This window comes from Flavobacterium amylolyticum, assembly GCF_048284335.1.
Taxonomy (GTDB): domain Bacteria; phylum Bacteroidota; class Bacteroidia; order Flavobacteriales; family Flavobacteriaceae; genus Flavobacterium.
This window is the reverse complement of record NZ_JBLVPG010000002.1, coordinates 1,066,540-1,079,259: the sequence shown is the minus strand read 5'-3', so window position 1 is coordinate 1,079,259 and position 12,720 is coordinate 1,066,540. Positions and strand designations below refer to the sequence as shown.

The window sequence follows — 12,720 nt, the reverse complement described above, 5'->3', positions numbered from 1 at the left end:
GTCGCCTTTCTTTAAAGAAACCTATTCATTTATTTGAATAGGTTTTTTTTTGCCCTCTTTTTAAATAGTAGCAATTAGTACTACCGAGCATTGTTTAAATCAAACTAATCTGCTTTTGTCCATCTTAAAAGCTCTTTTTAATTAATAATTCTTAATCACGTTAAGAATAGATTAATTTATTATCCGGACAAATAAGTTGGGAGTTTGCTTAGAGTTTATGTTGTACTTTTGTTATAAATTTAAAAATACAGCATGAAAAAAATTATTTTATTTTTGGCACTAATTATTTCTTTTAGCTTTCAAGCTCAGCAACGCCCAAAATTGGTTGTTGGGATAGTAGTAGATCAAATGAAAATGGAATATTTATACCGTTTTTCAGAAGATTTTTCTTCTGATGGATTCAAAAAGTTGATGAATAATGGTTATACCTTTCATAACATGCACTACAATTATATGCCAACTTATACAGCTCCAGGGCATGCTAGTATTTATACTGGAACAACGCCTTCTACACACGGCATTGTTGGTAATGATTGGTTTAATAAAGCTACAGGAAAAGATATGTATTGTACGGATGATGCATCTGTAAAAACAATTGGAGAGGGTACTGAAAAAGAAGGTGCAATGTCTCCAATAAATTTATTAAGCACTACTATTACAGATGAGTTGCGAATGGCGACAAATTTTAAAGGCAAAGTAATTGGCATGAGCCTTAAAGATAGAGGTGCTATTTTGCCAGCGGGTCATTTTGCTAATTGGGCTTTTTGGTACAGCAAAACGGGTGCTTTTATTTCTAGTACTTTTTATGGTTCTGCATTACCTAATTGGGTAGTGAAATTCAACCAAGAAAAACGGTACATGAATTACATTAATAAAGGTTGGGATTTATTAAAACCTATTGCTACTTATAACGAAAGTCTTACTGATGATAATCCTTATGAAGGGAAATTAGATAAAACCAACGCACCTGTATTTCCTTATGATTTAAGCAAGATTTATAAAGACAAAGGGGCTGACGTTTTACGTACTACACCTTTTGGTAACGATATTTTGGCAGAATTAGCTATGAAAGTTATAGAAGAAGAAAATTTAGGAAAAGATGAATTCACGGATTTTTTAACCGTTAGTTTTTCTTCAACAGATTATGTTGGACATACTTTCGGGCCACGCTCAATGGAGTTACAAGATACTTATTTACGTCTAGATCAAACAGTAGCTCAATTATTAAATCATTTAGACAAAACAGTTGGTAAGGATAATTATTTACTATTCTTAACTGCTGATCATGCTGGGGCAGAAAATCCTAATTACCTTAGGGATAATAAATATAATGTAAAAAATATCCCTTCAAAAGATATTGTTGATGCTTTAAAAAAATATTCTAACGAAACGTTCGGTGTTGATTTAATATTGGATTATTCGAACTTTAATCTTTTTTTTAATAAAGTAATACTAAAACAAAAAGGGTTAGAATTGGGGAAAGTAAAACAAAGTTTCAAAGACTTTTTGATGACTCAAGATCAAGTTAAAAGAGTATACACTGAAGAAGAAATTTTAGGTTCGTCAGGAGATGATTATTTTTTAAGTTTTATTTCAAGAGGATATGATCCTAAACAAAATGGAGAACTTGTCATACTTGATAAAGCGGGGTATATGCAATATCAAGCCACAGGTACTACTCATGGTTCTCCTAACAGTTATGACACTCATGTTCCATTACTTTTTTATGGTTGGAAAGTTCCCAAAGGCGAATTACATGCTAAAAAATACATTACTCAAATTGCACCTACACTTTCACAAATGTTGAAAATTCCATTTCCTAATGGAACAGAATCTGAAGTTCTTGACACGCTTCTCGATAAAAATTAATTGTACTGCTAATTTTTAAAATAAAAAGTCCCATATGATAATACAAATGGGACTTTTATTTTATAGTGATGTTACTGCAACGGGTAGCGGAATTTGATTTTTTATTAAATCTTCAAAAGTTTCACGAGCTCTAATTAAGTGTCCTTCGCCATTCATCCATAATACTTCGGCTGGCTTGTATCTTGAATTATAATTTGACGCCATAGAGAAACAATAGGCTCCTGCATTCCTAAAACATAAAACATCACCTTCCTTTATCTCAGCTATTTTTCTATTATTTGCAAAAGTATCGGTTTCACAAATGTATCCTACCACGGAGTAAAAACGTTCTTTTCCTTTCGGATGGGATATGTTTTCGATATGGTGTTGTGAGCCATAAAACATTGGTCTAATCAAATGATTAAAACCACTATCTATTCCTGCAAAAACGGTTGAAGTCGTTTGTTTTACAACATTAACTTTAGCCAAGAAAGTACCTGCTTCACTTACTAAAAACTTACCTGGTTCAAATATTAGGGTTAATTCTTTTCCATATTCAGTACAAAAGGCCTTGAATCTTTTTGATAATTTTTTACCTAGTTCTTCAATATCCGTTTCGATATCGTCTTTTTTATAAGGTACTTTAAATCCACTTCCGAAGTCTAGGAATTCAAGATTTTTAAAGTTTTTTGCTGCATCAAATAATATTTCAGCAGCATATAGAAATACTTCTATGTCCAAAATATCAGATCCTGTATGCATATGGATTCCAACGATGTTCATTTTTGTATTTTCAACAATTCGTACTAAATGAGGTAATTGGTGAACGGAAATACCAAATTTACTATCGATATGACCAACAGATATATTTGCATTTCCACCAGCCATAACGTGAGGGTTAATACGAATACAAACAGGTACAGTAGGGTGCTTAGTACCAAACTGTTCTAAAATGGATAAATTATCGATATTAATTTGAACTCCCATTGCATTTACTTCCTCAATTTCCTCCAGAGAAACACCATTTGGAGTGTAAAATATTTTTTCGGGTTCATAGCCGGCATGAAGTCCTAACAATACTTCTTGAATAGAAACAGTATCTAAACCAGCCCCCATTTCTTTTAATAACTGAAGTATTGCAACATTAGACAACGCTTTCATTGCATAGTTGATTCGTAACTTATCTACTTTAGCAAAAGCTTTAGTTAATCTGTTGTATTGAGATTGGATCTTTTCGGCATCATAAACGTATAATGGACTACCAAATTGTTCTGCTAATTGTACTAAGTCTTTTGATTGCATGATTATTAATTTTGTGCAAATTTATTATTCTTTATTTAGTTCCACAAGTGTATGAGTGAATTCTAACAAATTCTAACAAAAAGTTATAAATTAAACATTAACTTTTTTTACAAAAAAAATAACCCTCGACAAATTTTTCTGTCAAGGGTTATGAAATGTTATTGAAAATTATAAGTTGGGTAAATCGCCATTTCCTTTGGTTGGTAAATTGGTATAACCCATTAAGTATTTATCGACTTCTCTGGCAGCTTCACGACCTTCGGATATTGCCCAAACAATTAATGATTGGCCCCTACGCATGTCACCAGCAGTAAATATATGGGGTACATTCGTTTGATAATTAGTCGCGTTATAATTGCTTCTCGCGTCAATTTCTAATCCTAACAGGTCACTTAGTGTTTTTTCAGGACCTGTGAATCCTAGAGCTAATAAAGCTAAATCACAAGGCCATATTTTCTCTGAACCTTCTTTTTCTATCAATTCGGGTCTTTGTCCTGGTATTGTTTTCCAAGCCACTTCAACGGTTTTCAATCCAGTTAATTGGCCGCTTTCATTTGAAATAAATTCTTTAGTATTGATTAACCAGTTTCTATCGCAACCTTCTTCATGTGAAGAAGATGTTTTGAGTTGCAATGGCCAAAAAGGCCAAGGAGTAGTGTCACTTCTTCCACCGGGTGGTTTGGGTAAAATCTCAAAATTAGTAACTGATTTTGCACCGTGCCTGTTGGAGGTACCCACACAGTCGGAACCAGTATCTCCACCACCAATTACGATTACATTTTTACCTGTTGCCATTATTTGATTGGGAATTATCTCCCCATAAAGTGATTTAGTTTGTTGAGTCAAGAAAGTCATTGCTTGAACAACTCCTTTACTTTCGATTCCTTTGGTTGGTAAACTTCGTCTGTCGGTTGCACCACCACATAATACGATAGAATTGAAAGTGTTCAATTCTTCGACACTGTAATTTACGCCAACGTTTACATTTGTTTTAAAAATAATTCCTTCTGCTTCTAAAACAGTCACTCGTCTATCAATAATCCCTTTTTCTAATTTGAAATTTGGAATCCCATAACGTAATAATCCGCCAATGGCATTGTCACGTTCAAAAACGGTAACGGTATGTCCGGCACGATTCAATTGTTGTGCAGCGGCTAAACCAGCAGGGCCAGAGCCTATAACTGCAACCGTTTTTCCTGTTCTAACTTCAGGTGGTTGTGGTTTAATCCAGCCTTCAGCAAAACCTCTTTCAATAATGTTTTTCTCAATATTTTCAATAGCTACTGGTTCACTTATAATTCCCAACACACATGATTTTTCACATGGAGCAGGGCACAATCGACCTGTGAATTCAGGAAAGTTATTGGTCGATTGCAAGATTTTTAAGGCACCTTCCCATTCTTCCTGATGTACCATATCGTTAAAATCAGGGATTAGATTTCCCAAAGGGCAGGCACTGTGACAAAAAGGAATTCCACAATCCATACATCTGGAACCCTGTTCTTTAATTTTATCTTTGGGTAACAGAATTGTAAATTCATTATAATTCGATACTCTTTCTAGAACTGCAACATTACTTTCGTCAGTTCTCGTGTATTCTTTAAATCCTCCTATCTTTCCCATAACTATAGTGCTAGTAGTTCTTCAATTTGTTTTTCTTCGGCTAATCTTTGTAATGCTTTCTTGTAATCTGTAGGCATCACTTTAACGAAATGGGAGCTTTGATTTTCCCAATCTTCTAAAATCCTTTTTGCCAAAGGACTGTTGGTATACATAGAATGATTTTTTATCAGATGTTTGAGTTTAGTGAAATCATCCTTTTCCAATGGTTCAAAAGCGACCATTTCCATATTACATAAGGTAGCATCGAATTTTTTATTTGGATCAAAGAGATAAGCAATCCCACCACTCATTCCTGCGGCAAAATTTCTTCCTGTTTTTCCAAGAACTACTACAGTTCCTCCAGTCATATATTCGCATCCATGATCTCCAATTCCTTCCACTACTGCTGTTGCTCCAGAATTTCTAACGCAAAAACGTTCACCAGCCATTCCATTGATATAGGCTTCACCGGTGATTGCACCATAAAGGGCAACATTACCAATAATAATATTTTCTTCTGGCTTGAAAGTGGCAGTAGGAGGGACTTTGATAATTAATTTAGCTCCAGAAAGGCCTTTTCCTAAATAATCATTACAGTTTCCATGTATTTTAAAGGATAAACCATTGGTAGCAAAAGCACCAAAACTTTGTCCGGCAGAACCAGTGAAATCAACTAATATGGTATCCTCAGGCAACCCTTGGGCGCCATATATTTTAGAAATTTCATTACTCAATATCGCACCAACAGAACGATCTGTATTTTTAATATTAAAAATAACTCTTGTTTTTTCTTTTCTATAAATAGAAGGAATAGCGGCTTTTATGATATCAAAGTCTAGTACATGTTCTAAAGCATGATCTTGTGTTGTGGTATTGTAATTTGGAACTTCTTTTGCTTTTTCAGGTTTATATAAAATGGATGATAAGTCTAATCCGCTTGCTTTATAATGTTTGATGGCTTTATTGACATTCAGTTTTTGAGATTGTCCTACCATTTCTTTAAGGGTTCTAAATCCTAATTGTGCCATGATAGCTCTCAATTCCTCTGCTATAAAATACATGAAGTTGATGATGTGTTCCGGTGTTCCTTTGAAATTTTTTCTCAATTCAGGATCCTGTGTAGCAATACCAACTGGGCAGGTATTCAAGTGACACGCTCGCATCATAATGCAGCCTGATGCTACTAATGGCGCTGTTGCAAAACCAAATTCTTCCGCACCAAGTAAAGCAGCAATGGCTACATCACGTCCTGTTTTTAATTGTCCGTCACATTCCAAAACGACACGACTTCTTAAATCATTTAGAATTAATGTTTGTTGTGCTTCGGCAAGTCCAAGTTCCCAAGGAATACCGGTATGTTGTAGTGATGTTAATGGTGCAGCACCGGTTCCTCCGTCGTATCCTGAAATCAAAATCACATCGGCTTTTGCTTTAGCAACACCGGCAGCGATTGTTCCAACACCAACTTCAGAGACTAATTTAACATTAATACGTGCTTCACGATTGGCATTTTTTAAATCAAAAATCAATTGTGATAAATCTTCAATGGAGTAAATATCGTGATGTGGCGGAGGCGAAATTAGTCCAACATAAGGTGTTGAGTTTCTCACCGCAGCTATCCAAGGCACGACTTTTTCCCCGGGTAATTGACCTCCTTCTCCAGGTTTTGCTCCTTGAGCCATTTTTATTTGAATCTCTTTGGCATTTGTCAAATAATTGATAGATACACCAAATCGTCCTGAAGCGACTTGTTTAATAGCACTGTTTCTAGAATCACCATTTATGTCTTTTTGGAAACGGTTAGAATCTTCTCCACCTTCTCCAGAATTACTTTTACCGCCAATTCGATTCATCGCAATCGCTAGATTTTCGTGGGCTTCCTGACTGATAGATCCATAGGACATGGCGCCAGTTTTGAATTTTTTTACAATCTCAGTCCAAGGTTCCACTTCGTCAATTGGGATAGGATCTAAGTTGTTAAATTCAAATAAGCCTCTAATTGTCATTAGGTTTTCGCTTTGATCATTGACCATAGTAGCGTATTCCTTGTAACTTTCAGGACTGTTCAAACGTACTGCTTGTTGGAGTTTAGCAATCGTTGTTGGGTTAAACATGTGTTTTTCTCCCGATCTTCTCCACCTGTAAATACCTCCAATTTCCAAAGGCAATAAATTGCTTACTTTTGAATTTGGAAATGCTTTTTGGTATCTTTTCTTAATTTCTTTTTCGACTTCCATAAGACCAATTCCTTCAATTCTGGAAGGGGTATACGGAAAATATTTATAAGTGAATGTTTTATTTAATCCTAAAATTTCAAAAATCTGAGCCGCTCGGTACGAATGTAGCGTAGAGATGCCAATCTTATTCATGATTTTAAGTATCCCTTTTGCAATGGCTTTATTATAATTTTTAATGGCATAATCCGCTTTTATACCAGTAATAAAACCTTGATTAACTTGGTCATGAATAATTTCATTGACCATGTAAGGATTTATTGCACTTGCACCATAACCAAATAATAAGGCAAAATGATGCGGTTCGCGAGGTTCTGCAGACTCTATTATGATGCCAAATTTAGAACGAACTTTGAGAATATTTAGGGAATGATGAATATAGGAACAAGCCAATAGCATGGGTATTGGAGCCATTTTTTCGCTAACTCCTCTATCAGATATGATTACAATATTGCATCCTTCTGAAACAGCTTTAAAAGTCGCTTGAACCGCTTTTTCCAGAGCGCGTTCTAATCCATTTACTCCTTTTTCAATAGCATATAATGTAGAGATAGTTACCGATTTGAAATCCGCATGATCAATATTTCGTATTTTATCTAAATCCTCATTTGAAATAACGGGATTTTGTATTTTTAATTTTTTGCAATGTTTTGGAACAATATCAAAGATGTTATAATCGCCACCTATGGCTAAACTGATATCAGTAATAATTTCTTCACGAATACCATCCAATGGTGGATTGGTAACCTGAGCAAATAATTGTTTGAAATAGTTATATAAAAGTTGGGGTTGATCCGATAAAACCGCTAACGGAGTATCATTTCCCATCGAGCTTAACGCTTCTGCACCTTGGGATCCCATTGGGTTAATGATTGTCTTTAAGTCTTCTAGCGTATATCCAAAGAGTCTTTGTCGGGTTTCAAAATCAATATTTTCTACAGGAATCAGATTGTCAGTATAGGGTATTTGAGCTAATTGCACTAGATTTTCATCTAGCCATTGTTTATAAGGACGTTTGGTAACAATAGCATTTTTTATTTCGTCATCTTCAATAATTCGACCTTCATTCATATCCACAAGAAACATTTTTCCAGGTTCCAATCGACCGTGTTGAATCACATCTTCAGGTTTAATATCAAGAACACCAATCTCTGAGGACATAATTACAAAACCACTTTTTGTTAATGTATATCGGGATGGACGCAATCCATTTCGGTCCAATAATGCACCAATAACGTTACCATCTGTAAAAGGAATAGAAGCTGGGCCATCCCACGGTTCCATGATACAAGCATTGTATTCATAAAATGCTTTTTTGTCGGCTGACATGGTTTGGTGTTTTTCCCACGCTTCGGGAACAACCATCATCATGGCTTCCGGTAGAGAACGCCCCGTCATCAATAACAGTTCGATTACCATATCCATAGAAGCAGAATCTGATTTCCCTTCTAAAATAATTGGAAATAATTTTTTGATATCATCACCAAAAACATCACTTTTCATTAATTCTTCGCGGGCACGCATACGGCTAATGTTACCACGGAGTGTGTTAATTTCTCCGTTGTGACACATGTAACGAAATGGCTGTGCTAATTCCCAAGAAGGGAAGGTGTTAGTAGAAAAACGTTGGTGAACTAAGGCTAATCTGGTTACTAAATCATCATCTAACAAATCAGTGTAGTATCTGCTGATGTCTTCGGGCATTAATAAACCTTTGTAAATTACGGTTGTTGTAGAGAAACTTGAAAAATAGAACATGTGACTCTCCGATATTCTTGAATTTCGGATGGTATGTTCTGCAATTTTTCTTGCAGCAAACATTTTTGCATTAAATTGTTGTTCCGTAAGTTCTAGTCCATTTTTGCCTACAAATACTTGTTTGACTGTGGGTTCTTTCTCGCCAGCAATTCGTCCTAAATTTGTAGCATCGACCGGGACGTCTCTCCATCCTAGTATTTCTAAATTTTGATTGCGGATGCAAGTTTCAAAAGTAGTTTTACAAAAAACAACTTGGTTTTTGCTTCTTGGCATAAAAACCATTCCTACGGCGTATTGTTTTGTTTCTGGGATTTCAAAATCGCACACTTTTTTAAAAAAAGTATGGGGGATATCAAATAATATTCCTGCTCCATCTCCAGTTCTACCATCGGAACTTACGGCACCTCGATGTTCTAATTTGATTAAAATATCTAATGCTTTGTGTATAATATCGTTTGATTTTATTCCATTCAAATTGCAAATAAAACCAGCTCCGCAATTGTCATGTTCAAATTCTGGCAAATAAAGGCCTTGTGCTTTAACTTTCATGCTCAATGTTTTTTTTATACAAAAATAAAGATTTCATTGAATATAATTCATTGTTTTGGTGTTAACGATTGTATTTTTGTAGTAAAATTATAAAAACGTTTGGTAAATGATAATTAAGTAATTTAAGCTTATTGGAATTGATAAATCGATAATTAACCTTTTTTATAATGTAAGAAATAGCACTAATCCTTTGAAATTAGTGTGCTGAGCAAGATTAATTCAATCGTTATAGTGGTTTTTTAATTCTAAAACTGTCCTTATTATCATTTCATGAACTGAATTTAAAACAGAAAGGCAATTTTTAATTGTATACTAGGTATCATTATCTTGTTTTTAAATATAAAAAGATTTCTCTATTAAGATGAATTTTGCTATTTTTGTCCCACTTTTATTCTGAAATAAATTCAGAAACCAGACAAATTCTATATTATGAACATACACGAATATCAAGGAAAAGAAATTTTAGCTAGCTATGGAGTTCGCATTCAACGCGGAATCGTTGCTAACAGCCCAGTAGAAGCGGTTGCTGCTGCAAAACAATTAACTACCGAAACAGGTACAAGTTGGTATGTAGTAAAAGCCCAAGTTCATGCAGGTGGACGTGGAAAAGGCGGTGGAGTGAAACTTGCTAAAAATTTACAACAAGTAGAAGAAATTGCAACACAAATCATCGGAATGCAATTGGTAACACCTCAAACTTCTGCTGAAGGTAAAAAAGTGCACAAAGTTTTAATTGCTGAAGATGTCTATTATCCTGGTGAAAGTGAAACTTCTGAGTTTTATGTTTCTGTTTTATTAAATAGAGCTACTGGTCGTAATATGATTATGTATTCTACAGAAGGTGGAATGGATATTGAAGAAGTTGCTGAGCATACACCACATTTAATTTTCACCGAAGAAATTGACCCTTCTGTTGGATTACAAGGTTTTCAAGCAAGAAGAATTGCTTTTAACTTAGGTCTTTCTGGAAACGCTTTCAAAGAAATGGTAAAATTTATCGATTCTTTATACAACGCTTACATTGGATCAGATGCTTCGATGTTTGAAATCAACCCGGTTTTAAAAACATCTGACAATAAAATTATGGCTGTAGATGCTAAAGTAAATATTGATGATAATGCTTTATACAGACAAAAGAAATATGCTGATATGCGTGATATTCGTGAGGAAAATCCAATCGAAGTTGAAGCAAAAGAAGTTGGTTTAAACTATGTTGATCTTGACGGTACAGTAGGATGTATGGTGAATGGGGCTGGTTTAGCTATGGCAACTATGGATTTAATCAAATATGCTGGTTTTGAACCGGCTAACTTCCTTGACGTAGGGGGAACTGCTGATGCAAAACGTGTTGAAACGGCTTTCCGTATTATCTTAAAAGATCCAAACGTAAAAGCAATTTTGATTAATATTTTTGGAGGGATCGTTCGTTGTGACCGTGTGGCGCAAGGAGTTGTTGATGCTTACAAAAATATGGGTGATGCAATTAAAGTACCAATCATTGTTCGTTTACAAGGCACAAATGCTGCTATTGCAAAAGAATTAATTGATAATTCTGGAATGCCAATTTTATCTGCTGTTGAATTTCAAGAAGCAGCTGATCAAGTAAAAGCGGCACTTTCTTAATTAGAAAATAGTTATATATTAAAATCCTGAGTGAAAGCTCAGGATTTTTTTGTGCCATATACGTACACTGTTGATAATACTGTGCTTGTAGTTTTTAGATTTTTATAAGCAAAAGGATTTTGGTAATAAATTAAAGTTATCATAAGAATTCAATTATGTGTGCCATATCGAATACCTTTACTGTGTGCTACTATTAATTTTTTTAGTTTAAAGTAATCTGTTACGAAATGAAACTTCATATACAAAATAATTTTACCGCAGAATTACCCGCTGACCCAAGTGAGATCAATACTCCGAGACAGGTTGAGCAAGCTTGTTTTTCTTATGTAGTACCAAAACAGCCTTCGAATCCTTCCCTAATTCATGCTTCGGTTGAAGTCGCTAATGCTATTGGCCTTACGGATGAAGATATACTTTCTGAGGATTTTTTAAATACTTTCTCAGGAAGCACCGTTTATCCAGAAACAAAGCCCTATGCCTTGTGTTATGCCGGACATCAATTTGGGAATTGGGCAGGGCAATTAGGAGACGGTCGTGCGATTAATCTTACCGAAGTAGTTCATGATAATAAAGCATACACTTTGCAACTAAAAGGAGCAGGACCAACACCATATTCGCGTACAGCAGATGGTTTTGCCGTTTTACGTTCTTCCATTAGAGAGCATTTATGTGCTGAAGCGATGCATTATTTAGGTGTTCCTACCACGCGTTCGCTTTCGCTAATGCTTTCTGGAGATCAGGTATTGCGTGATGTAATGTACAATGGGAATCCTGCTTATGAAAAAGGCGCTATCGTTTGTAGAGTGGCTCCATCTTTTATCCGTTTTGGAAGTTTCGAATTATTTGCTTCCCGGGATGACCATATAAATCTCAAATTATTAGCCGATTTCACCATTAAACATCATTTTCCCCATATTAAAAAAGAGGGTGTCGAAAAATATCTGGCTTTTTTTAAAGAAGTTACTCAGACTACGCTGAACATGATTGTACACTGGCAACGCGTTGGTTTTGTTCATGGAGTAATGAATACGGATAATATGTCAATTCACGGTATTACCATTGATTACGGACCTTACGGTTGGTTAGAAGACTACAATTCCACTTGGACGCCTAATACAACGGATAGCCAACATAAAAGATACCGTTTTGGTAATCAACCAGAAATTGCGCTGTGGAATTTGTATCAATTAGCGAATGCATTGTATCCCTTAATTCTGGAAGCGAAACCGCTGGAGGCTATATTAGATACTTTTAGTACTGATTACGAAAAGGAGTATTTGAATATGATGCGAAATAAGCTCGGATTCCAAATCAAAAAAGAACAAGATGTAGTTTTGATTCAGAGTTTGACTCAATTGTTGGAAAGAGTAGAAACGGATATGACAATTTTCTTTAGAAATCTTAGTAATATTACTAAAAAAGATACCACAATAACCGCTTTCAACACCATCAAAGACGCCTTTTATAATGAAAAGGATTTAAATGAAACGATCTTGAAAGAGTGGCACGATTGGTTTAAGAAATACAGTATTCGAATCAATAAAGAAACACTTTCGGATTCTGAAAGAAAAGGTCAAATGAATAACGTGAATCCAAAATACGTATTGCGAAATTACATGGCGCAGTTGTGTATTGATGACGCGGATAAAGGAAATTATTCTTTGCTAAACGAATTATTTGAAATGCTTAAAAATCCGTATGGCGAACAACCTAGTTTTCAAAAATGGTTTGCCAAAAGACCGGATTGGGCTAGAGATAAAGTAGGATGTTCGATGTTAAGCTGTAGTTCTTAAATTGGATTTAA

The 12,720-nt window shown here is 35.0% G+C and carries 6 protein-coding genes; 3 read left to right on the top strand and 3 right to left on the bottom strand.

Annotated elements, in window-relative coordinates; translation table 11 throughout:
- The first annotated feature begins 252 nt into the window (after positions 1 to 252).
- A complete protein-coding gene (gene pafA, locus ACNQF9_RS10825; RefSeq protein WP_417959411.1) occupies positions 253 to 1,869 on the top strand; it encodes an alkaline phosphatase PafA in 1,617 nt (538 codons plus the stop codon).
- Between the two features lie 60 nt (positions 1,870 to 1,929).
- Here the strand turns inward: pafA and lysA are convergent, their stop codons facing one another.
- From lysA to gltB, 3 genes are all read right to left on the bottom strand, one after another.
- Positions 1,930 to 3,150 (bottom strand): diaminopimelate decarboxylase, encoded by a 1,221-nt coding sequence (lysA, locus tag ACNQF9_RS10820; RefSeq protein ID WP_417959412.1) that lies wholly within the window; start codon positions 3,148 to 3,150, stop codon positions 1,930 to 1,932.
- Between the two features lie 168 nt (positions 3,151 to 3,318).
- Positions 3,319 to 4,773, bottom strand: a complete 1,455-nt coding sequence (locus ACNQF9_RS10815) for a glutamate synthase subunit beta (RefSeq protein ID WP_417959413.1) — start codon at positions 4,771 to 4,773, stop codon at positions 3,319 to 3,321.
- A gap of 2 nt (positions 4,774 to 4,775) precedes the next feature.
- A complete protein-coding gene (gene gltB, locus ACNQF9_RS10810; RefSeq protein ID WP_417959414.1) occupies positions 4,776 to 9,293 on the bottom strand; it encodes a glutamate synthase large subunit in 4,518 nt (1,505 codons plus the stop codon).
- 429 nt (positions 9,294 to 9,722) lie between these two features.
- Here gltB and sucC point away from each other — a divergent pair, with 429 nt between their 5' ends.
- Complete coding sequence (gene sucC, locus ACNQF9_RS10805) at positions 9,723 to 10,916, top strand: ADP-forming succinate--CoA ligase subunit beta (protein WP_417959415.1); 1,194 nt, start codon at positions 9,723 to 9,725, stop codon at positions 10,914 to 10,916.
- Positions 10,917 to 11,143: 227 nt separating this feature from the next.
- A complete protein-coding gene (locus ACNQF9_RS10800) occupies positions 11,144 to 12,709 on the top strand; it encodes a protein adenylyltransferase SelO (protein WP_417959416.1) in 1,566 nt (521 codons plus the stop codon).
- Positions 12,710 to 12,720 lie beyond the last annotated feature (11 nt).

Bases quoted from the DNA above. Each gene is read 5' to 3' on its own strand.
- pafA (WP_417959411.1), top strand. From the start codon at position 253: ATGAAAAAAATTATTTTATTTTTGGCACTAATTATTTCTTTTAGCTTT.
- lysA (WP_417959412.1), bottom strand. From the start codon at position 3,150: ATGCAATCAAAAGACTTAGTACAATTAGCAGAACAATTTGGTAGTCCA.
- ACNQF9_RS10815 (WP_417959413.1), bottom strand. From the start codon at position 4,773: ATGGGAAAGATAGGAGGATTTAAAGAATACACGAGAACTGACGAAAGT.
- gltB (WP_417959414.1), bottom strand. From the start codon at position 9,293: ATGAAAGTTAAAGCACAAGGCCTTTATTTGCCAGAATTTGAACATGAC.
- sucC (WP_417959415.1), top strand. From the start codon at position 9,723: ATGAACATACACGAATATCAAGGAAAAGAAATTTTAGCTAGCTATGGA.
- ACNQF9_RS10800 (WP_417959416.1), top strand. From the start codon at position 11,144: ATGAAACTTCATATACAAAATAATTTTACCGCAGAATTACCCGCTGAC.